The following is a 21,091-nucleotide window of genomic DNA, read 5'->3' on the forward strand; positions in this document are numbered from 1 at the left end:
AAAGAGCGAAGAAAGACATCTGCCATGAAACTGCGCACTGTTGGCGCTCTGCTCGTCCCGCTGGCACTCCTCACCGCCGCCTGCGACGGGGCCTCGTCGGCCGCTGACGCCGCCGGGTCCGTGGGAGGCCGAACCGATGGTTCGGGCAGCACAACACTCAATGTCGGTGACCAGAAGGGCGGCTCCGAGGCGGTGCTTCGTGCCGCCGGAGAGCTGAAACATCTCCCGTACAAGATCAAGTGGTCCACGTTCACCTCCGGTCCGCCGCTGCTTGAGGCGGTCAACGCCAAGGCGGTGGACATCGGTGGTGTCGGCAACACCCCGCCGGTCTTCGCCGCGGCCGCCGGGTCCAGGATCACGGTGGTGGCCGCGGCCCACGCCTCCTGCGCGGGCGACGCCCTGGTCGTACCGCGGGACTCACCGCTGAAGACGGCCGCCGACCTGAAGGGCAGGTCGATCGCCGTCGCCCAGGGCAGCTCCGCGCACGCCCAGTTGGTCGGCTCCCTCGCGAAGGCGGGACTGACGCCGTCCGACGTCAAACTCGACTACCTCCAACCGGCGGACGCGCTCGCCGCGTTCACCCAGCACAAGGTCGACGCGTGGGCGATCTGGGACCCGTACACCTCCCAGGTGCTGCGCCAGAACAAGGCCCGGATCCTGACCACCGGCGAGGGCGTCACCAACGGCCTCAGCTTCCAGGTCACCTCCCCCTCCGCGCTGGCGGACAAGAACAAGTCCGCGGCGATCGCCGACTACCTCAAGCGGCTGCACAAAGCACAGGACTGGGCCGACACCCACCCCGAGCAGTGGGCGAAGGTGTGGGCCAAGGACACCGGACTGGACTACGCCGTGGCGCTGGACTCCGTGAAGCGCACGGAGAGCTCCACGGTGACCGTCGCCGTGGACGACGCGGCGGTCGCCTCGGAACAGCGACTGGCGGACACGTTCGCCCGACTGAAGCTGATCCCGCACACGTTCGTCTTCGCCGACTACGTGGACAAGCGCTTCAACGCGGGCCTACCGCCGTCCACCACGCCGCCGCGTACCAGCTGACCCCCGCATCGGAGCTGCCCCATGTCCGTTCATCTGCACTGGTTCCTGCCCACCGGCGGCGACGGCCGCACCCTGGTCGACCGGCACGCCTACACCGACGGCGGCATCAGGCGTTCCCGCGTCACCCCGGTCAGCGGAGTGCGCGCGCCCGACATCGACTACCTGACACAAATCGCCAAAGCCGCCGAGCAGTTGGGCTTCGAGGCGGTACTGACGCCGACCGGCACCTGGTGCGAGGACGCCTGGCTGACCACCGCCGCCCTGTCCCAGCACACCGAACGCCTGAAGTTCCTGGTGGCGTTCCGGCCCGGGGTGGTCTCTCCGGTGCTGGCCGCGCAGATGGCGGCGACGTACCAGCGCATCACCCGTGGCCGACTGCTCCTCAATGTGGTCACCGGAGGTGACTCGACCGAGCAGAGGCGCTTCGGCGATCACCTCGGCCACGACGAACGCTACGCGCGCACCGACGAGTTCCTCCAGGTCGTACGGGGAGCGTGGAGCGGCCAGCCGTTCGACTTCCAGGGCGACCACTACCAGGTGGAGGGCGGACTGACCGCGCTGCCGCCCGACCCGCTGCCGCAGATCTTCTTCGGTGGCTCCTCGGCCGCCGCCGGGCCGGTCGCCGCCCGCAACGTGGACGTCTATCTCACCTGGGGCGAACCTCCTGAGCAGGTGAAGGAGAAGACCGACTGGATCCGTGGACTGGCTGAACAGGAGGGCCGTACCGTCCGCTTCGGCATCCGGCTGCATGTGATCTCGCGGGACTCCGCCCGCGAGGCATGGGCCACGGCGGAACGGCTCTTGGACGACCTGGACGAGGACACGATCACCGCCGCCCAGCAGGCACTCGGCCGCAGCGAGTCGGTCGGCCAGCGCCGGATGCTGCAACTGCACGGCGGCACCCGCGACGACCTGGAGATCTCCCCCAACCTGTGGGCGGGCGTCGGCCTGGTGCGCGGCGGCGCGGGTACGGCACTGGTCGGCAGTCACGCCGAGGTCGCCGACCGGATCGAGGAGTACCACTCCCTGGGAATCGAGCACTTCGTGCTCTCCGGCTACCCACACCTTGAGGAGGCGTACTGGTTCGGCGAGGGCGTCGCCCCCGAACTCGCGGCGCGCGCACTGCTGGACCGCGCGCCGGTCTCCCCCCTCGCGGGTGTGCCCGCCACCAACGGCCGGCCGGCGTCCGCGCCGGGCGGCGCCCCACTGCTGCTCTCCGGGGGTCGCTGAGCGGCAGCGGGCACGTGTGTGGCCGTCCGTCCGTCCGCTCCGTCCAGCGGCCGGACGGCCACTCGATGTCGCGCCGCCCGAAGGCGGCCTCAACTCAAGAGCCGGGACTCCCGCGCGGCGTCATGCGGGAACAATTGCAGCACGTCGTCGCTCTGGTGCGAGACCATCGCGCCATCGTGCAGGTGCTGCCACGTTCTGCCGGCATGCACGCGCTACGCAGCGGCCCACTCACGATCCTGACCCTCCCGGACGACACGCCCGTGGCATACGTAGAAGCCCCACACACAGGCCAACTCCTCGACAGCGCAGAGCAGGTGCGCGCTTGCCGACTGTCCTACGATCTCGTACGGGCCGCCGCCCTGCCGCCTCAGGCGTCCCTGGAACTGATCGAGTCAGCCTTGGAGGAGTACGGCACATGAGCAACAACCGCACAGCGTGGCGCAAGAGCAGCTACAGCAGCGGTGATGGCGGCAACTGCATCGAAGTAGCGGACGGCATACCCAACCTGATCCCCGTCCGAGACAGCAAAGATCCCCACGGCCCCACGCTGACGTTCGACGCGGCCGCCTGGGCCGCGTTCGTGGTCGGCGTCAAGGCCGGAGACTTCCAGCGTCGCGCAGGCGAGAGCACCGTACGTCGGCCGCGAACCGGCCCGAGCAGCCAAATCCGGCGAAGATCCCGATCAAGGCGGAATGCGACGTACGTCGCATTTTCCGGCGACCTCTTCCGTCGCCCCGCGGCGATTTGTTACACACGACAGATTGATCCGCACACGCGAATCGGGAATTTCACCATGCGAGACGACTCCCCCAACGAAAATCTGCACCTGATGGAAATAGACCTCACCCGCGAAGAAGCACGCCGCCGGGCCGAGGTCATCGCCGCGCTGGGCGAGGACTGGGACCCGATCGCGGTGCTGGAGGGCGAGGAGGAGGCGTACCGCCGCCTCTACTCCGGTCTGGACGAGGAGCAGCGGGCGGTCTACCGCCAGCTGCGGGAGGCCGGTGTGCTGCCGCCCCGCGAGGGGGACGAGAATGCTGCCGATTGATCCCAGCGCCGACATAGGCCGCAGGGCGTGGGTGCCGTGCCCGCGCTGTGAGGACCACCAGGGGTGCGACCCGTGCGCGGCCGGACGCAACTGCCCGGACCACTGGCGCTACCTGCTCTCCAACCGGGGCCGTCTGCTGCACCTGCAGTGCCCGAACTGCACGCACCTGTGGTCCTGGGACTCCGGTTTCGGCGCCCAGCCGCCGACCCCGCTCAACTGACCCGGCGTACGCCGGTCACTCACCGCTCGCTCCGGCTCACGGCGAGTACCGCGATGTCGTCCTGCCGCCTGCCCTCTGCATGTCGGGCCACGTCCCGTAGCAGGGTGTCCACCAGCTCGTCCGGCGAGGCGAAACGTACGCCGGTGAGGCGTTCGACGGGATCGTAGAAGGCACCGGTGCGGTCGCGGGCCTCGGTGACCCCGTCGGTCATGAACAGGAGCGTGCTGCCCGGCACCATCTTGACCGCGTCGGCCGGAGAGCGTCCCTCGCGCAGGGCGCCCATCCCGAACGGGACATCCGGTTCTGCGGGCTCCAGCGCCCGTACCGTGCCGTCCTGTAGCAGGAGCGGCGCCGGATGGCCGCGGTTGATGATCCGCACCCGGCCGTCGTCGGGGTGGATCTCCGCGACGACGGCCGTGACGAAACCCTCCAGCGGTAGGTCTCCGGCCCGGCGGCGTGCCTCGCGTACCGCGGAGTCCTCAAGGCGCTCCACCATCTCCCCCAGCACTGGTTCGGTATCCGCCAGCTCGCGGAACGCCCCCACGACGACAGCGACCGCGCTGACCGCCCCCATGCCCTTGCCTCGTACGTCGGCGACGACCAGCCGCACCCCGTAGGGCGTCTCCTGCACCACGTAGACGTCGCCGCCGATCTGCGCCTTCGCCTGGGCCGCCACGTAGCGCGCGGCCAGCCGCAGCGGGCCCAGCCGGGTGGGTGGGTGCGGAAGCACGGCGCGTTGCGCGGCGACGGCGACGTCGCTCACCGTCACCAACAGCCGCCCCTGGCTGCGCAGTACGTGGTTGAGGTACACCGCGACGACGGCGATGATCGCCACGTTGGCGATGTCGATCGGATGGTTGGCCTGCGGGTGGCCCATGGGCGTCACGCCCAGGATCAGGTCCACCACCACGGCCACACAGCCGACGAGCACTGTCCCGCGTTGGGAGAGGAGCGCCGCCGCCACGGCCGGTGCCGCCGCGAGCAGCGGCGATGAGGAGTACTGGGGCGGTGTGGAGACGTCGAAGATCACGCTGATGACGATCAGCAGCGCCGGGAGCCACCGCAGATTGCGGACTCCACGCGGCCCGGCCGTCGCGTCCGCCGCACTCGTCTTCCCGCGGGTGGACCACATCGTTTCCAGCCTGCCGGACCGGCACAAGCCGCGCACGCCGAGTCACCGTCCGCCACTACGCAGAGCAAGCGTTGACGACTTAGCGCTGCTACACGAAGGACCAGCCCGCACCGAAGCCGACATCGAAAGCGCTTGGTTCGCGCCACGCACTAATTAGTTTGTGCCACATTCTAAAAAGTTTGCTGCACGTACTATCGGCGCTACGCTGGCGGCATGACCGCATCCGCCCCATCCGGAACCGGCAGGTCCCGGCGCGTGCCGGACCTCGGCGTCACCGACGGACTCGTCCAGCTGTCGTTCCTCGTCCAGGGCGTTCTGGCCCGCGCCGCCGACGCGCACGGCCTGTCGGTCCAGCAGGCGCGCCTGCTCGGCATCCTGCGGGACCGCGAGCCGGGCATGGCCCAACTGGCCGTCGTGCTGGACCTGGACAAGTCCAGCGCGACGGGCCTGGTCAGCCGGGCCGAACGCCGGGGCCTGGTGGAACGCGCCGCCGTACCCGAAGACCGAAGAGCGGTGAGCGTCGTCCTGACCGCCGAAGGCCGGCGCCTCGCCCAGGAGATCGCCGCCGAGGTCGAGCGACAACTGCACCAGGCTGTCAGCGGCCTCACCGAGACCAACCGCAAGCGGCTGTCCCAGCTGGCCAGTCAGGTGGTCCACCACCACGCCGACCGGCACGGCCTCGACCTGTCGACCGGCGTGACCGCCTCGGCGGCCGCCCGCGCCCGGCGTAACTGACCCCAGCCGACCGAACCACGGAGCACGCCCATGCCCACAACTTGCGAACCGTCAACCGGCGACCGGATCGCGGTTGTCGTCGGCAGCACCCGCCCCGGCCGTATCTGCCCCGGCATCGCCGCGTGGATCCGCGACGTGGCGCAGCAGGGCAGCCCACTGCGCTACGAACTGCTCGACCTCGCGGACGTCGGCCTTCCGCTGCTGGACGAGCCCTTCATGGCCGCTCTCCAGCGGTACGAGCACCAACACACACGGCGATGGAGCGCCACCGTCAGCTCCTACGGCGGGAATCGCCCAACTCCGCACCGTCCTACAGGGCCTGCACATGCGCCCCCTGGAACAGCACCTCGAACTGGTCATCACCGAGACCGACATCGACGACAACTGGCAGCTCAAGGACATCGACACCACCCTCCACCCTTACCGCGACCAGATCAGGGCCGTCGACAAGCAGATACGCGAAGCCCTCAACTCCTTGTGACCGTCCCCTTGACGCGAGCAGGTCCGCCTGGTGCGGTGCGCTTGTGGACTCTTCAGCGAAGCCCTTCGTGCTTGATCCCACACGGTGCGGTCTGCACGCCGAGAACGACCGGTTACGGGAGATCGGGCCACTGGTCCCCGTGGAGCTGGTCGGCGGCGTGCGGGCCTGGGCCGTCACCCGCCACGCGACGCTGCAAACGGTGCTCACCGATCCCCGTGTCTCCAAGGACATCCGCCACTGGCGCGCCTGGGCCGACGGCACCGTCCCCGGCAACTGGCCGCTGACCGCCATCGTCGCCGTGAAAGCCATGACCACCGTGGACGGCGCGGATCACCGTCGGCTGCGCGGCCTGGTATCCCAGGCGTTCACGTCGCGCCGCGTCGAGGCACTTCGTCCCCGCGTCGCGCAGCTCACCAATGAGTTGCTGGACCGGCTCGCCCAACTCCCGCCTGGGCCGGTGGACCTGCGGCAGGAGTTCGCCTATCCGCTGCCGCTGCATGTGGTCTGCGAGATGATCGGCCTGCCGGAGGAGCGGCGAGACGAACTGCACACGCTCACCAACGTACTGCTACGTGCGGTGGACACTCCTGAACAGACAGCCAGCCGGACCGGCACCCTCCATCAACTGCTGGCCGAGGTCATAGAGTTGCGCCGCCGGGACCCCGGGGACGACCTGACCAGCGCGCTGATCGCGGCCCGCGACGAGGACGGCACGAGGCTGAGCGAGGCCGAACTCTTCGGCACGGTGCTGCTGATGTTCATCGCCGGGCACGAGACCACGCTCAACCTCATCACCAACGCCGTACGCGCCCTGCTCGGCCACCCCGATCAACTCGCCCTGGTGCGGGGTGGATCGCGCCCGTGGGGCGCCGTGGTGGAGGAGACGTTGCGGTGGGACTCCCCGGTGGCGCACTTCCCGATGCGGTACGCGACCGAGGACCTGGAGATCGACGGCGCGACGCTGCACAGGGGCGACGCGATCCTCGCCTCCTACGCTGCCGCCGGACGCGATCCGGCACAGTACGGCGAGCGGGCGGGCCACTTCGACGTGGCGGCGCCTTCGCCGCGCCATCTGTCGTTCGGCCACGGTGCGCACTACTGCCTGGGCGCCCAACTGGCCCGCCTGGAGGCGGAGGTGGCACTGCCCGCGTTGTTCGACCGGTTCCCGCAACTGGCCCCCGCCGTACCGCTGGCGGAGCTGGAGCCGCTGACCACGGCGGTCAGCAACAGTACGGGCACGCTCCCGGTGCTGCTCGGCGCTCAGCGGTCCAACGGGCGCCGCGCGGTCTCCGGCAGCACCAGGTAGCAGACCGCCGAGACCAGGCACAGCACGGACACGTACCACGGGAACCAGCCCGGGTGCCCGGCCTGCTTGAACCAGGTGCCGACGTACGGTGCCGTGCCACCGAACAGCGCGACGGTCAGCGAGTACGGGAAGCCGATCCCGGCCGCCCGCACCCTGGCCGGGAAGACCTCGGCGTTCACCGCCGCCGCGACCGCCGTGTACCCGGTGAGCAGCACCATGCCCGCGCACTGCACCAGCAGCAGCGAGAAGAAGGCGGACGTGACGAGGTGCAGCAGCGGTACGGCGAGCACCGCGAAGCCCACCGAGAAACCCAGCAGCAGGGGTTTACGGCCGATCCGGTCGGAGAGTGCGCCGCCGAGCGGCTGGAGGACGGCGAAGAACGCCAGCGAGATCGTGCCCGCTGTCAGTGCGTCGCCCTTGTTGAAACCCGCGTTCACCGTGGCGTAGGTGGGCAGGTAGGTGGTCCAGGTGTAGTAGGCGATCGTGCCGCCCACGGTGATGCCGCAGATCAGCAGTGAGGCACGCGGATACTGGCGCAGTGCCTCGAACAGCCCTGGCCGCGGGGCCTTTCCCTGCTCCTCGCTCCGGGTCTCGACCGCGCCACGCCGGATCCAGAAGCCCACCAGGCTGATCACGGCCCCGAACAGGAACGGCACCCGCCAGCCCCAGTGCGCCATCTGGCCGTCACTGAGCAGGTGGGCGAGGAGCGCGGCGATCCCGGAGGCCACCAACTGGCCGATGGTGGTGGACACGTACTGGAAGCTGGAGAACAGCCCGCGCCTGCCCGGCCCGGCGGACTCCACCAGGAACGTCGTGGAGGCCGCGAACTCACCGCCCACCGAGAGGCCCTGCACCAGCCTGGCGATCACCAGTACCACCGGAGCCAGCAGGCCGGTGGCCGCGTACGTGGGGGTCAGCGCGACCAGCAGGCTGCCGCCGCCCATCAGCAGGATGGTGACGGTCAGCGCCGCGCGTCGGCCACGCCGGTCGGCCACCGCGCCCATCAGCAGCCCACCGACCGGCCGCATGAAGAAGCCGACCGCGAAGACCGCGAAGGTGGACAGCAGCGGCACCAGGGAGTTGCCCGCGCCCTTCGGGAAGACCTGGTCGGCGAAGTAGACGGCGAGGAAGGAGTAGGCGTACCAGTCGTACCACTCGACCGCGTTGCCGATGGAGGCGGCGACGAGCTGCCGTACGGACGCGCGGGGCGGCAGCGGGGGGCGCACGGTCGCTATGGGGCCGGGGTCGGTCATCTCGTACGTGTTCCTTCGTGCGGGCTCGCCTGCCAGGGTCGGCAGGCTGATCAACCGACTCTCCCCCTCGGGTATGCCCGCTACACGCGGTGAAACACGGAATTCATGATCGGGCATTCATCGGATGTCTGCTTCACTCCGGTTGATCGTTAGGGCACTATGGGCCCAGCACGATCCACCGGCAGGCGAGTACAGCGGAGGCGGCACGTGCGGGTAGCGCTGTTCATCACATGCGTTAACGACGCGTTGTACCCGGGAACAGGCCGGGCGGTGGTGACGCTGCTGGAGCGACTGGGTGTCCAGGTCGACTTTCCCGCCGAGCAGACCTGTTGCGGCCAGGTGCAGTACAACACCGGCTACCGCCACCAGACCGAGCCACTGGTCAGACGATTCGCCACCGTTTTCGCCGACTACGACGCCGTGGTGACCCCGTCCGGCTCGTGCGCCGCCATGGTGCGCGAGCACTATCCGCGCATCGCGCGGCGCGCGGCGGACGAGGGCCGGAACGGCGAACTGGCGGAGTTGGCCGGGCGGACCGTGCCCAAGGTCCACGAACTGTCCGAGTTCCTGCTGGATGTGCTGCGCGTCGAGGACGTGGGCGCGTACTTCCCGTACACGGTCGCCTACCATCCGACCTGCCATTCGCTGCGTCTGCTGGGGGTGGGCGACCGGCCGACCCGACTGCTGCGCGCCGTCAGGGGACTTGACCTCGTGGAGCTGCCGGGCGCCGAGGAGTGCTGCGGGTTCGGCGGCACGTTCAGCGTCAAGAACCCCGACGTCTCCGCCGCCATGGGCGCCGACAAGGTGCGCAACGCCGTCGACAGCGGCGCGCGGGTGCTGTGCGCCGCCGACAACTCCTGTCTGATGCACATCGGCGGCACAATGTCGCGGCGCGGCGGCGGGCCACGGGTGCTGCACCTTGCGGAGATCCTGGCCAGCACGGAGGGAAACGTCACATGAGCGACGCCACATCGTTTCCGCAGGCCGCCCGGGTCTCGGTACGGAACGCCCAACTCCGCGGCAATCTGCGGCACGCCACCCACACCATCCGCGCCAAACGCGCCAAGGCGGTGGCCGAACTCGCCGACTGGGACCGGCTGCGGGCCGCGGGCGCCGCCATCAAGGACCGCACCCTGCGCCATCTCGACGACTACCTGCAGCAGTTGGAGACCGCGGTCACCGCGGCGGGCGGCACGGTGCACTGGGCGGTCGACGCGGACGAGGCCAACCGCATCGTCACCCGGCTGGTGAAGGCCACCGGCGAAACCGAGGTGGTCAAGGTCAAGTCCATGGTCACCCAGGAGATCGGCCTCAACGAGGCCCTGGCGGCGGCCGGCATCCGCGCCTACGAGACCGACCTGGCGGAACTGATCGTGCAGCTCGGCGACGACCGCCCGTCGCACATCCTGGTGCCGGCCATCCACCGCAACCGGACCGAGATCCGCGACATCTTCCGCCGCCAGATGGGCCGTTGGGGCCGGCCCGCGCCCCAGGACCTGTCCGACTCCCCCGCCGAACTGGCCGAGGCGGCCCGGCTGCATCTGCGCGAGAAGTTCCTGCGCGCCAAGGTGGCGGTCTCCGGGGCGAACTTCATGGTCGCCGAGACCGGCACACTGGTGGTCGTGGAGTCGGAGGGCAACGGCCGTATGTGCCTGACCCTGCCGGAAACGCTCATCTCGGTGGTCGGCATCGAGAAGACCGTGCCCACCTGGCGGGACCTTGAGGTCTTCCTGCAACTGCTGCCGCGCTCGTCCACCGCCGAGCGGATGAACCCCTACACCTCCACCTGGACCGGCACCACGGACGGCGACGGCCCGCGCGAGTTCCATCTGGTGCTGCTGGACAACGGCCGCACCGACGCGCTGGCCGACCAGGTGGGCCGCCAGGCCCTGCGCTGCATCCGCTGCTCGGCGTGTCTGAACGTCTGCCCGGTGTACGAGCGGGCCGGGGGCCACGCGTACGGTTCGGCCTACCCCGGGCCCATCGGCGCCATCCTCACCCCGCAACTGCGTGGTACAGCAAGTGCGTTGGAGGCCTCGCTGCCCTACGCGTCCTCGCTTTGCGGCGCGTGCTACGAGGTGTGTCCGGTGGCCATCGACATCCCGGAAGTGCTGGTCCACCTGCGCGAGCGGGTCGCCGAAGGCGGTTCCGCGACCCGCGACGGGGCCAGGGTCACCATCAAACCGGCGAAGGGCCACGCCGCCGAGCGGGCCGCGATGCGCGCCGCCCGCTGGGCGTTCGAGCATCCACGGGCGCTGCGCGCGGGCGAGCGGCTGGCGGCACGCACCCGGCGGGCGCATCCGGCCCGGCTGCCGGGCCTGTCATGGAGCGCCAGCCGGGATCTTCCGACGGTACCGCCCGAACCGTTCCGGGACTGGTGGCAGCGCACCCACGGCGGCGAGGAGGCCAAGTGAGCAGCCGGGAGACCATCTTGAACCGCATCCGGCAGGCGCTGACCGACGTGCCGCTCGCCGAAGCTCCCCAGGACGTGACGGTCGACCGCTCCTACCTGCGCCGCCACGGCGAGCGCACCCCCGAGCAGACCGCCGAACTGCTCGCCGAGAACCTGGCCGACTACCGCGCGGTGGTGCACCGCTGCACCGATGCGGAACTCCCCGCCCGCATCGCCTCGTTGCTGGCTGCGCACGGATCGCGCACGGTGGTCGCCCCGGCGGGCGTCCCGGCACGTTGGCTGGCCGACAGCGTGGCGGTGGAACGCGTTCCGGAGGAGTCCACCGCCCGCCAACTCGACACGGTGGACACCGTGGTGACCGGTTGCGCCCTCGCGATCGCCGAAACCGGCACCGTGGTCCTGGACGCCTCACCGGACCAGGGCCTCCGCCGGGTGACCCTGGTTCCTGACCACCACATCTGTGTGGTCCGCGTCCCTGAACAGGTGGTCGACTCCCTCCCCGAAGCGCTGGAACGCCTCTCTCCGCGACGCCCGTTGACCTGGATCTCCGGCCCCTCGGCCACCAGCGACATCGAACTCGACCGCGTGGAGGGCGTCCATGGGCCACGGACGCTGGAGGTGGTGCTGGTCAGGGGCTGACGGTCCAGCCCGCGGCGACGCCAACGGCGGTAGCGTTCGCGTCCACCTGCCGGAAATCCAGCAGTTCCACCCCGTGTATCGGTCTCCTTGGACGTGATCCTCCCGCACCCCTCCGCCGTTGACGGGCCGGGGCGCCCTCTGCGCAGCCGCCCGTGGCGCCACTGGTGACGCTGGAGCCTGCCCCCTGATCACGTGACCTGGCGTCAGCCACCAAGGGGTGGGGCGGCACGGGGGCGGAGAAGCTGCGAACGTGCGCGGATGCTAGCTTCCTGCACCGTGATGGGGCACCGGGACAAGACCAGGTCGGCCTACGACGGGGTCGTCGAGCTGTATGCGTCGATGTTCGCCAATCGGTTGGAGACCCGGCCGTTCGCGCGGAACATGATCGGCACCTTCGCCGAGCTGGTGCGTGGGACAGGGAACCCGCAGGTAGCCGACATCGGGTGCGGACCTGGACATCTGACGGCCATGCTGCACGACATGGGGCTGGACGCCTTCGGGATCGACCTCTCCCCGGCCATGGTCGAACACGCCCGGCGGGCCCATCCGGCGCTACGGTTCGAGGAAGCGCGAATGGAGGACCTGCCGGTCGAGGACGGCGCGCTCGGCGGAGTGCTGGCCCACTACTCGATGATCCATACCCCGCCTGGGGAATTGCCCGCGCTGCTCGCCGAGCAGGTGCGTGTCCTGGCACCAGGGGGCCTGCTCCTGGCCTCGTTCTTCGCAACCGACGGACCGGAGGCGGTCCGCTTCGATCACAAGGTGACGCCCGCCTATAGCTGGCCGGTGGACCGGTTCGCCGAGTTGCTGGCTGGGGCCGGGCTCGTCCCGTTCGCCCGGCTGCTCCACGACCCGGCCTCCGAGCGGGGCTTTCTCGACGCCCACTTGCTGGCCCGCCTCCCCTAGAACGGTCCCGTGGCCTTGTGGCAACCGGCATCGGCGCTGGTCGCTGGACGAGACCTGGGAGCGGCCCCTGGACGGATGTCGTGCCGTCGCCACCCGCTACGACGAACGCCAGCTCATCTACCACGGCACCGTTGAGGTCGCCTCGATCCGCATCTGGCTCCAAGCCCCTGTCACATGATCACTGGACAGTCCCTAGCACTCCAACACCGCCGCGCTGGTCGCTCCGGGCTCCATGGAGACCGTCAACACCCTGGTTCCCATGGGGTGCTGGTCCTCGATGACCCGTTGCAGGGTCATCAGGACGCCCGTTGGGCGCCCGCACTCGGTGATGCGGGTGCTGTGGGAGCCGAAGCGATCGCGGAAGCGGCGCTCCAGGGCGGGGCTGTCGGTGTGCAGGGCGACACGGTCGATGCGGGACCAGGCGATACCGGCCTCCCGTAGGGCGCGGCCGATCAGGCGGTCCAGCTCCCGGTCGGCGGTGTCGCGGCCGGTGACCACGGAGCGGACACGGTTGTGCGGCCAGTGCTGTTCGGCGAGGAGAACGACGGCGGTGCCTTCGTTGGTGGGCGCCATCACCAGGCCCTGCCGCAACGTTCCGTCAGTGATCAGATGCCCGGCCACTCTGGCCAGCAGGGCCAGCGCGCTGGTGCCGCCCTCCGCCACCCGGTACGAGCAGGCGCGGCCGACGCCCAGCGCGTCCAGGCCCTGGCGCGCGGCGAGTTGAGCCTGCGCCCCGCCCTCGTGCTCCGTGCCGCAGACCATGTAGTAGGGCAGCACCAGGTCCGCAGCCGCCATCGAGGCCCGCGCCAGCGCGTCTCCGGTCGCCGCGCCGAGTTCACTGGAGCTGCCCACCGCACGGATGCCTATCGCCGCCGCCTTCACGTTGCCGCCCCTCTCCGCTGTGTCGCTTGATGCGCGGCTGTGTCCGGTGCGGACCGCCGCGTACGCCAATCTATGCGGCATGGACGGGCATCTCGGTCATGTCGCACCCGTCTTGACTTGCCTCTGGCGTCCGAAAGAGCCTTCTTGACGTTGTGTTGATGTAGCGGCGACTGGTGCTCCTGGTCAGGCCTGGACGCAATACCGTTGACTTTGGATGTTGTCGGTCGTTGGGTGTGGTGTGCCAAGGCCCGGACGGGTGAAGTCATCGGCGGTTGAGCGGTTCTCGGATCGGATCGCGTTGGGGGTGCTGACGCGCGCGTTTCCGCCGCAGTTGGCCGATGAGGTGATCGCGGAGTGCGAGCGGGTCGAGCAGCGACGTCGGCTGCTCCCCGCGCGGTTGGTGGTCTATTTTGTCCTGGCAATGTGCCTGTTCTCGGGTCAAGGCTACGAGGGGGTCGCGCGGCTGTTGTACATCCGCACCACCTGAGCCGACGGCTACGAGGTTGAACGGTGATGTCGTAGTGCGTCCTTCCAGCCGGAGACACAAACCAGTCCGAGCCGGTCCCAAACGCTGGCTCTGGGCGGCGTCACTACGACACTACGAGTTCGGCCTCACTAGTCGTCGTTGGCAGTCAGGGAGCGTGTGACGCCTTCGTGACGTCATCGAACTTCACGCAAAGCACGGTCAACAGGGCGTCCAGAGTTGTTCATCTGGCAATGATCTTGAACGCCCTGTCTGCACTCCGGACGTACGCCAGCATTCGGAATGATTCGGAATGACTTATCTAGGGAGTGTTCTGAGTTGAGATCACGGGATCGGTCATTCCCGCTCCAGGAGGGTGCCAACTGCGGTAGACCGGCCGTGTGACTCGTGGTGATCTGGCTGATGCCGAATGGGAGTTGGTCGAGCCGCACCTGCCGTTGGGGGCGTTCGGGCCGATCCCTGACCTGCGCGGCTACTTCAACGCGGTGATGTGGCGGTTCCGGACCGGCAGCCCCTGGCGGGATGTGCCGGAGAGCTACGGCTCCTGGTCGACGATCTACGACAGGTTTCGGATGTGGGCGCGTGACGGGGTCTTCCAGACCCTCATGGACGCGATGATCGCCGAGGCAGCGGCCCGCGACGACGTCGACCTCAGCCTGGTCAGCGTGGACTCCACCGTCGCCCGCGCGCATCACCACGCAGCAGGCATGGTGGTCGACCCGGAACTCCTCAAAGACCTGGAGAAGGCCGTGGCGGAGGAAAAGGGGCTGCGGCAAAGGAACAAAACGACCCTGTAGGCGAGGGGCACCAGAGCGGGGAAGACCCCGAGCGGGAACAGCGCCGGGCCCTGCGCCGACGCCGCAAGGCCCGACTGCGAGCCGCTGAACTGGGCCGCTCCCGAGGCGGGTTGACCAGCAAGGTTCATCTCGCCGTCGACCGGCGCTGCCGCCCGCTGTCGATCATCCTCACCCCCGGACAGGCCGCGGACAGCCCGCGCTTCATCCCCGTCCTGGAGAAGATCAAGGTACGCGGTCCCGTCGGCCGTCCCAGGACCCGGCCGGACGCGGCAGCCGGCGACAAGGCGTACTCCTCCCGTGCCAACCGCGCCTACCTGCGCAGACGCAGCATCAAAGCAGTGATCCCCGAGAAGACCGACCAGGCCGCCAACCGCAAGAAGAAGGGACGCTCCGGCGGCCGCCCCGTCAGCCACGACGTCACGCTTTACAAAGAACGCAACACCGTCGAGCGCGGCATCAACAAGTTCAAGGAATGGAGAGGGCTGGCTACCCGTTACGACAAGACACCCGAGAGCTACACTGCCGGACTCCACCTGCGCGGATCCATCCTCTGGCTACGCAGCCTGCCAGCCCTCGCGTGATCTCAACTCAGAACACCCCCTAGGGGACCGGCCGGGGCGCCGGGCCTACATAGCGGGCGTCCGGGCGGATGATCTTGCCGTCCTCGGCCTGTTCCAGGATGTTGGCGCTCCAGCCCACCACGCGGGCGCAGGCGAATGTCGGGGTGAACATCTCCCGCGGCAGACCGCACCGTTCCATGACCACACCGGCGTAGAACTCGACGTTGGTGTGGAGTTCGCGGCCCGGCTTCAGCTCGGCCAGTATCTCCTCGACGCGCCGTTCGACCTCGATGGCGAACTCCACCCGCGGCCCGCCGAATTGCCGCGCCACCTCCTTGAGCATCCGCGAGCGCGGGTCCTCGGTGCGGTAGACGGCGTGCCCGAAGCCCATGATGCGCTCCCCTGCCAGTACGCGTTCGCGGATCCATGAGGTGATGCGGTCTGGGCTGCCGATGGCGTCGAGGGTCTCCAACGCGCGGCTGGGCGCACCGCCGTGCAACGGGCCGGACAGCGCCCCGATGGCCCCGGTCAGGCAGGCCGCGAGGTCGGCGCCGGTGGAGGCGATGACCCGCGCCGTGAACGTTGACGCGTTGAAGCCGTGATCAATGGTGGAGATCAGGTACTGCTCGATGGCACGGGCCCGCACGGGGTCCGGCTCCTCGCCGGTGAGCATGTACAGGTAGTTGGCGGCGTACGGCAGATCGGCGCGCGGTTCGACGGGCTGTAGCCCGCGCCCGAGCCGGTGCAGCGCGGTCAGCAGGGTCGGCACCCAGGCGCAGGCGGCGAGCGCGTCCTCGGCGCGCTGGGCAGGGGTGAGGTCGTAGAGCGGCTGGAACCCGGTGGCCGCCCCGGCCAGCGAGAGAGCGGTGCGCAGCGCGGCCAGCGGTCCGGCGTCCGCGCAGCCGCTGGCGATGGCGGGCAGTGCCACTCGTACGGCGTCGGGCAGCGGACGCAGGGCGGCGGTGCGGGCGGTGAAGGCTGTGCGCTGGGCGGCGGTCGGCAGGTCACCGTGGAACATCAGGTGCCAGACGTCCTCGAAGGTGCGGGTGCGGGCCAACTCGACGGCCGGGTACTGCCGGTAGTGGTAGAAGCCCTCCCGGCCGCGGACCGCGCCCAGCGCGGTGTCGGTGACCACGACTCCCTTGAGGCCGCGGGGGACGTCGATGGGGGCGTCGGCCGGGGCGGGTGCGGATGTGTCGTCGTGGGCGGTGCTGGTCGGCATGGTGTCGTCCTCCGTCAGCTGTCTTTCAACGTTGGCGTCTCGCAACATTGAGTCGACTGTCTATTGTTGACTAGATCTTGTCAACGTTGATTAAATCAATGTGAATGCGGAGCGAAGCGCCACGATGCGATGGGATGGACCGCATGACGGATCAGGCGGCACAGCAACAGCGACTGACCACCAGGGAGGCCGCGCAGCGCCTCGGCGTCAAACCCGAGACGCTCTACTCGTACGTCAGCCGCGGGCTGCTGAGCAGTGAGCGTGTCTCCGGCGGCCGGGGCAGCACGTTCGACGCGGCCGAGGTCGACGAGCTGGCGCGGCGCGGCCGTCGTGTACGCCCCACCGCGTCCGAGGAGCCGCCGGCCGCCGCTCACGCCGTGCCCGTGACCACCGGCATCACCCTCATCGATGACGACCGCTACTTCTTCCGCGGTGTCGACGCGGTCGAACTGGCCGCCCGGTATGACTACGAGGAGGTCGCCCAGTGGCTGTGGACCGGAGCCCTGCGGCCCGGCACACGCTTCACCGCGCCCCCGGACGTGCTGGCCGCCGCGGACCGCTCGGTCGCCGCCCTGCCCCCGCACAGCGGCCTGACCGACCGTCTGCGCGCCGCGACCGTGGCCGCCGCCGTGGCGGATCCACTGCGCTTCGACCTCGCACCGCAGACAGTGGTCGCCGCCGCCCGGGGTCTGATCGCCACGCTGGTCGACGCGCTGCCGCTGGCGGGCGACCGGTTCCACAGGCCGGGCGGCTCGATCGCCCAGCGCCTGTGGTCCCGGCTGGCTCCGAGGGACGCCGACGACACGTCGATCAAGGTCCTTCAAGCGGCACTTGTACTGCTGATCGACCATGATCTGGCCGCCTCCACAGTCGCCGCCCGGGTCGCCGCCTCGTCCCGCGCGCACCCGTACGCGGTGGTCTCGGCCGGGCTGGGGGCCGTCGACGGCCCGCTGCACGGCGCCGCCAGCGGGCTGGCGCACCGGATGCTGACGGAGGTGCTGGAGCGCGGCAGCGCGGGCGCCGTCGTCTCCGACCACCTGCGCACCGGACGGGCCGTGCCCGGGCTGGGCCACCGGCTCTACCAGGGTGAGGACCCGCGGGCGCGGGCGCTGTTCGAGTTGCTGGCCCAGGTGCCGTCGGCCGAGCGGGCCCTGGGTGCCGCACGGGCCGTGGAGCGGGCGGCGGCCCGGGATGTGCCGGTGCACGCCAATGTCGACCTGGCGCTCGCGGTGCTGTCGGTCTCGGCCGGGATGCCGATCGACGCGGGCGAGACGGTGTTCGCGGTGGCCAGGACCGCCGGGTGGATCGCACACGCGCTGGAGGAGTATGGCGAGCGGCCGTTGCGGATGCGCCCGCGCGGCCAGTACACCGGCCCGCGCCCGCCTCAGCCGCTGCCCTGAGTCAGCCCACCGCTTCCACCGCCGCCAACTCCTTTTCAAGGATGGCCGGTTGGGCGTCCGAGGGCGCCAACCGCGCGTCACGGCGGACCAGTTCCGCGTACCGCCCGCCCATGGCCAGCAGTTCGTCGTGCTTGCCGCGCTCCACGATCCGGCCGCGGTCCAGCACCACGATCTGGTCGGCGTCCCGGACCGTGGACAGCCGGTGCGCGATGGTGATCGTGGTGCGTCCGGCGGCGAGCGCGTCGATGGCGTCCTGAACGGCGTGTTCAGTGCGGGTGTCCAGGGCGCTGGTCGCCTCGTCCAGGATGAGCACCGGCGGATCGCGCAGGATCGTGCGGGCGATGGCCAGCCGCTGCTTCTCGCCTCCGGAGAAGCGGTAACCGCGCTCGCCGACCACGGTGTCGTAGCCGTCCGGCAGTCCGGCGATGTGGTCGTGGATCTGCGCGGCCCGGGCGGCGGCGGTCAACTCCTCGTCCGTCGCGTCCGGCTTGGCGAACCGCAGGTTCTCCGCCACCGAGGAGTGGAAGAGGTAGGTCTCCTGGGAGACCACCCCGACGGCGCGGGAGAGCGTGTCGAAGGACAGGTCCCGGACGTCGACTCCGTCGATGGTGACCCGGCCCGCGGTCACGTCGTACAGCCTCGGCACCAGATAGCTCAGCGTGCTCTTGCCGGAACCGGTGGCGCCGACGATGGCGAGGCTGCCACCCGCCGGAACCGTCAAGTCGACGCCCGAGAGGGTGAGTTCCGGCGCGTCGGCGTCGTAGCGGAAGTCGACCTTGTCGAAGCTCACATCACCGCGGACCTCGTCCAGCCGTACCGGGTCCGGGCGTTCGGTGATCTCCACGGGCAGGTCCAGGTACTCGAAGATCCGCTGGAACAGCGCTATGGAGGTCTGCACCTGCACACCGGTCTGCAACAGGCTGACCGTGGGCCGGAACAGGCCCTGCTGAAGCGAGACGAACGCCACCAGCGTGCCTATGGAGATGGTGGGTCCGCCGAAGTGCAGCGCGATCCCGGCCGCCCAGTAGATCAGGGCCGGCATCGCGGCCATCACGATGCTGATGGTCGACATCCGCCAGCGTCCGGCCATGTCGGAGCGCACCTCAAGGCCGACGAGCTGCTCCGACTCGTCCTCGAAGGCGCGAGTGAGCGAGTCGGCGCGGCCCATGGTGCGGCCCAGCAGGATGCCGCTGACCGACAGCGATTCGGTCACTATCGCGGACATCGCGGCCATCTGCTTCTGCCGCTGCGTGGTGATCTTCCGGCGTTCGCGGCCCACCCGGCGGCTGATGGAGACGAAGACCGGCAGCAGCAGGAGGGAGGCGACGGTCAACCGCCAGTCGAGGGCGAGCATCGCCACGATGGAGGCGATGACGCTGGTGGTGTTGGAGACGATCGAGGTCGCCGTGTTGGTGACGGTCGCCTGCATCCCGCCGATGTCGTTGGCGATGCGGGACTGCACTTCGCCGGTGCGGGTGCGGGTGAAGAACGACAGCGACATGCGCTGCAACTGCGCGTAGACGGCGGCCCGCAGATCGTGCATGACGCGCTGGCCGACGGTGGTGGAGATCAGCGTCTGCAACACCCCGAAGACGCTGGTGATCACGGCGGTGGCGATCATGCCGAGGGCGAGCAGGCTGAGCAGTCCGGTGCGGCCGTGCGGGATGGCGGTGTCCAGGATCGCCCGCAGCAGGAACGGTGAGGCGATCGAGACCAGCGAGGAGGCCGCGACCAGCAGCAGTACGACGGTCAGCCGCCAGCGGTAGGGACGGAACAGCCGCAGGATCCGCCGTACGTCGGCGGGGCGGTCGGGGTCCTTGGGCGGCGGGGTCCAGTCGATGTCTCGGGAGTGCGGATTCATGTGCTCCTACGGAGGGCTAGGGGAAGGGTGCCTGGGTTTTGGGACACCGCGCCGCGCCTCGGCACCGTGTCGACATATGTGAGGGTAGTTCATTGTTACCTATATTCACAATGAGTTTGGTCCTGATAACCTATGGCCCATGACCACCGGAACAGCGCCATGACCACCGAGACCGGGGAAGCCACCGGAAACCTCGCCGACCAGCTGCTGCAGCTGACCCGGCGACTGCACCGCAGGCAGAAGGAACATCTGCGGCCACTGGGCATCACCCCCGCCATGTCACGGCTGCTGCGCACGGCAGCGCACAGTCCCGACCCGCTGCGCATGGTGGACCTCGCCCAGCGTCTCGACGTGGTACCGCGCGCGGTCACCTCACTCGTCGACGGACTGGAGGGGTACGGAATGGTCCGCCGGATGCCCGACCCGGCGAACCGGCGGGTGGTACGGGTGGAACTCACCGACAACGGCCGGGCCGCGCTGGAACAACTGCGCGCCGCCCGCCGCGCGGCCGCCGAGGAACTGCTCGCTCCGCTCGGCCCGGGCCAGCGCCGGCAACTCGGCGAACTGCTCTCCGCGCTGGTCGCCGATCCGGATGGTGGCCACGCGCCCTGCGCGTGACCACCGCCGCGTCAGCCGCCGATCAGACCCAGCGCTGCGGCGCAGCTCACTCCGCCGATGCCCATGAACAGCGGCATCAGCACCTTCAGCTCCACCCAACCGCCGGCCTTGAAGCGCATGAAGTGCGGCGTGCCTATCGGGTACCAGCGCTTGCGGCCAATGGGCAGGGGCCACAGGATCGGGCAGCCGGAGACGGTCAGCGCGTCACCGAGGCAGTGCACCAGGGCGCCGAGGGCGACCGGCACCCCGATCCACAGGTAGTGCTGGTCGGGCTGGGTGAACAGCCAGGACTGCCCCATACCGGGGTCATTGAGGATCCCGGCGAGCAGCCAGGAACCGGCGGCGCCGAGCAGCCAGACCAGCAGGTGGTGGCCGCCCTTGACCTCCTTCCACAGCAACCCGTCGACCGCCAGCACCAGGTGGACGAAGAGCACCCCGAGCACACCCCACCGGCCGCCGTAGGTGGCGATCGCCGACGCGCCCGCGCCGCAGCCCACCGCCCACACCAAGGTGTGGGTCAGCGTGCGGTGACCGCCGTTGCGATGCGGGTCGCCCTTCATCCGGGTGGCGTTGTAGACGCCGAGGGACAGCTTCTCGACGATCTCGCACAGGCCCCGGGACAGCGGCCCGAAGGCGCGGGATATCGTCGCGGGCTTGTGGTCCAGGTCCGGTGCGAGCGCGGCGCCCGCACAGATCAGTGCGCCGACGACCAGGGTCGGCCAGGGCATCGGATGGTGCATCCCGGCGGCCACCGCGCCCACCGCCAGCCATGCCGCCGCTCCGGACAGTGAATGCGCCGGTCCCATCATGGTTGCTGCCCCGCCCCCTTCGGCCCGCCCACGGACGGGAGT

Annotated in this window: 21 protein-coding genes and 3 pseudogenes; 18 read left to right on the top strand and 6 right to left on the bottom strand. The window is 69.8% G+C overall.

Annotated features, from left to right (window positions below; genetic code table 11):
• The first annotated feature begins 24 nt into the window (after positions 1-24).
• The 6 genes and pseudogenes from P3G67_RS14025 to P3G67_RS14050 all read left to right on the top strand — a co-directional run bounded on the left by P3G67_RS14025 (position 25) and on the right by P3G67_RS14050 (position 3,551).
• Positions 25-1,053, top strand: a complete 1,029-nt coding sequence (locus tag P3G67_RS14025; RefSeq protein ID WP_276093771.1) for an ABC transporter substrate-binding protein — start codon at positions 25-27, stop codon at positions 1,051-1,053.
• A gap of 21 nt (positions 1,054-1,074) precedes the next feature.
• Positions 1,075-2,283, top strand: a complete 1,209-nt coding sequence (locus P3G67_RS14030) for an LLM class flavin-dependent oxidoreductase (protein ID WP_276093772.1) — start codon at positions 1,075-1,077, stop codon at positions 2,281-2,283.
• Between the two features lie 122 nt (positions 2,284-2,405).
• Complete coding sequence (locus tag P3G67_RS14035; protein ID WP_276093773.1) at positions 2,406-2,702, top strand: Scr1 family TA system antitoxin-like transcriptional regulator; 297 nt, start codon at positions 2,406-2,408, stop codon at positions 2,700-2,702.
• A pseudogene (locus P3G67_RS14040) lies at positions 2,699-2,866 on the top strand (DUF397 domain-containing protein); the annotation flags it as partial. The gene P3G67_RS14035 and the pseudogene P3G67_RS14040, both read left to right, overlap by 4 nt.
• A 210-nt stretch (positions 2,867-3,076) precedes the next feature.
• Complete coding sequence (locus P3G67_RS14045) at positions 3,077-3,331, top strand: DUF6400 family protein (RefSeq protein ID WP_276093873.1); 255 nt, start codon at positions 3,077-3,079, stop codon at positions 3,329-3,331.
• A complete protein-coding gene (locus P3G67_RS14050) occupies positions 3,318-3,551 on the top strand; it encodes a hypothetical protein (RefSeq protein ID WP_269856242.1) in 234 nt (77 codons plus the stop codon). The genes P3G67_RS14045 and P3G67_RS14050 overlap by 14 nt, the downstream gene beginning before the upstream one ends.
• 19 nt (positions 3,552-3,570) lie before the next feature.
• Here the strand turns inward: P3G67_RS14050 and P3G67_RS14055 are convergent, their stop codons facing one another.
• The gene (locus P3G67_RS14055; protein ID WP_276093774.1) at positions 3,571-4,683 is read right to left on the bottom strand and encodes a PP2C family protein-serine/threonine phosphatase; all 1,113 of its coding nucleotides are present in this window, start codon (positions 4,681-4,683) and stop codon (positions 3,571-3,573) included.
• Positions 4,684-4,896: 213 nt separating this feature from the next.
• On the opposite strand from P3G67_RS14055, the gene P3G67_RS14060 reads away from it, so the two are divergent.
• The 4 genes and pseudogenes from P3G67_RS14060 (at position 4,897) to P3G67_RS14075 (ending at position 7,205) form a co-directional block, all read left to right on the top strand.
• The gene (locus tag P3G67_RS14060; RefSeq protein WP_276093775.1) at positions 4,897-5,418 is read left to right on the top strand and encodes a MarR family winged helix-turn-helix transcriptional regulator; all 522 of its coding nucleotides are present in this window, start codon (positions 4,897-4,899) and stop codon (positions 5,416-5,418) included.
• A gap of 30 nt (positions 5,419-5,448) precedes the next feature.
• Positions 5,449-5,637 (top strand): annotated as a pseudogene (locus P3G67_RS36030) (NADPH-dependent FMN reductase); the annotation flags it as partial.
• 106 nt (positions 5,638-5,743) lie between these two features.
• Positions 5,744-5,899, top strand: a complete 156-nt coding sequence (locus P3G67_RS14070) for a hypothetical protein (protein WP_276093777.1) — start codon at positions 5,744-5,746, stop codon at positions 5,897-5,899.
• A gap of 67 nt (positions 5,900-5,966) precedes the next feature.
• Positions 5,967-7,205: a cytochrome P450 family protein gene (locus P3G67_RS14075; protein ID WP_276093778.1), complete on the top strand. Its 1,239-nt coding sequence runs from the start codon at positions 5,967-5,969 to the stop codon at positions 7,203-7,205.
• Here P3G67_RS14075 and P3G67_RS14080 read toward each other — a convergent pair.
• Positions 7,160-8,458, bottom strand: coding sequence for an MFS transporter (locus P3G67_RS14080; protein ID WP_276093779.1), 1,299 nt, complete (start codon positions 8,456-8,458; stop codon positions 7,160-7,162). The two genes, P3G67_RS14075 and P3G67_RS14080, sit on opposite strands and share 46 nt — an antisense overlap.
• A 207-nt stretch (positions 8,459-8,665) precedes the next feature.
• Here P3G67_RS14080 and P3G67_RS14085 point away from each other — a divergent pair, with 207 nt between their 5' ends.
• From P3G67_RS14085 to P3G67_RS14100, 4 genes are all read left to right on the top strand, one after another.
• Entirely contained in the window at positions 8,666-9,418 is a 753-nt protein-coding gene (locus P3G67_RS14085; RefSeq protein WP_276093780.1) for a (Fe-S)-binding protein, read from the top strand.
• Positions 9,415-10,872: a lactate utilization protein B gene (locus tag P3G67_RS14090; protein ID WP_276093781.1), complete on the top strand. Its 1,458-nt coding sequence runs from the start codon at positions 9,415-9,417 to the stop codon at positions 10,870-10,872. The genes P3G67_RS14085 and P3G67_RS14090 overlap by 4 nt, the downstream gene beginning before the upstream one ends.
• Positions 10,869-11,510: a LutC/YkgG family protein gene (locus P3G67_RS14095; RefSeq protein ID WP_276093782.1), complete on the top strand. Its 642-nt coding sequence runs from the start codon at positions 10,869-10,871 to the stop codon at positions 11,508-11,510. Before P3G67_RS14090 ends, P3G67_RS14095 begins: the two co-directional genes overlap by 4 nt.
• Before the next feature lie 258 nt (positions 11,511-11,768).
• The gene (locus tag P3G67_RS14100; protein ID WP_391858251.1) at positions 11,769-12,416 is read left to right on the top strand and encodes a class I SAM-dependent methyltransferase; all 648 of its coding nucleotides are present in this window, start codon (positions 11,769-11,771) and stop codon (positions 12,414-12,416) included.
• Positions 12,417-12,608: 192 nt separating this feature from the next.
• Here the strand turns inward: P3G67_RS14100 and P3G67_RS14105 are convergent, their stop codons facing one another.
• A complete protein-coding gene (locus P3G67_RS14105; RefSeq protein ID WP_276093783.1) occupies positions 12,609-13,379 on the bottom strand; it encodes a hypothetical protein in 771 nt (256 codons plus the stop codon).
• A gap of 175 nt (positions 13,380-13,554) precedes the next feature.
• Here P3G67_RS14105 and P3G67_RS14110 point away from each other — a divergent pair, with 175 nt between their 5' ends.
• Positions 13,555-13,785: a transposase domain-containing protein gene (locus P3G67_RS14110; protein ID WP_391858252.1), complete on the top strand. Its 231-nt coding sequence runs from the start codon at positions 13,555-13,557 to the stop codon at positions 13,783-13,785.
• Between the two features lie 377 nt (positions 13,786-14,162).
• Positions 14,163-15,160 (top strand): annotated as a pseudogene (locus tag P3G67_RS14115) (IS5 family transposase).
• Between the two features lie 19 nt (positions 15,161-15,179).
• On the opposite strand, the gene P3G67_RS14120 reads toward P3G67_RS14115, so the two are convergent.
• Entirely contained in the window at positions 15,180-16,361 is a 1,182-nt protein-coding gene (locus tag P3G67_RS14120; RefSeq protein ID WP_276093784.1) for a citrate synthase/methylcitrate synthase, read from the bottom strand.
• 143 nt (positions 16,362-16,504) lie between these two features.
• On the opposite strand from P3G67_RS14120, the gene P3G67_RS14125 reads away from it, so the two are divergent.
• Positions 16,505-17,761, top strand: a complete 1,257-nt coding sequence (locus tag P3G67_RS14125; RefSeq protein ID WP_276093785.1) for a citrate synthase — start codon at positions 16,505-16,507, stop codon at positions 17,759-17,761.
• Between the two features lies 1 nt (position 17,762).
• Here the strand turns inward: P3G67_RS14125 and P3G67_RS14130 are convergent, their stop codons facing one another.
• Positions 17,763-19,622 carry an ABC transporter ATP-binding protein gene (locus P3G67_RS14130; RefSeq protein ID WP_276093786.1) on the bottom strand — a complete coding sequence of 620 codons (1,860 nt, stop codon included), beginning with the start codon at positions 19,620-19,622 and terminating at the stop codon, positions 17,763-17,765.
• A gap of 159 nt (positions 19,623-19,781) precedes the next feature.
• On the opposite strand from P3G67_RS14130, the gene P3G67_RS14135 reads away from it, so the two are divergent.
• Positions 19,782-20,240, top strand: a complete 459-nt coding sequence (locus P3G67_RS14135) for a MarR family winged helix-turn-helix transcriptional regulator (protein ID WP_276093787.1) — start codon at positions 19,782-19,784, stop codon at positions 20,238-20,240.
• A gap of 11 nt (positions 20,241-20,251) precedes the next feature.
• Here P3G67_RS14135 and P3G67_RS14140 read toward each other — a convergent pair whose 3' ends face one another.
• Positions 20,252-21,049 carry a metal-dependent hydrolase gene (locus tag P3G67_RS14140; protein ID WP_269856229.1) on the bottom strand — a complete coding sequence of 266 codons (798 nt, stop codon included), beginning with the start codon at positions 21,047-21,049 and terminating at the stop codon, positions 20,252-20,254.
• Between the last annotated feature and the right edge of the window lie 42 nt (positions 21,050-21,091).

This window comes from Streptomyces silvisoli, from assembly GCF_029269905.1.
Classification (GTDB): Bacteria; Actinomycetota; Actinomycetes; order Streptomycetales; family Streptomycetaceae; genus Streptantibioticus_A; species Streptantibioticus_A silvisoli_A.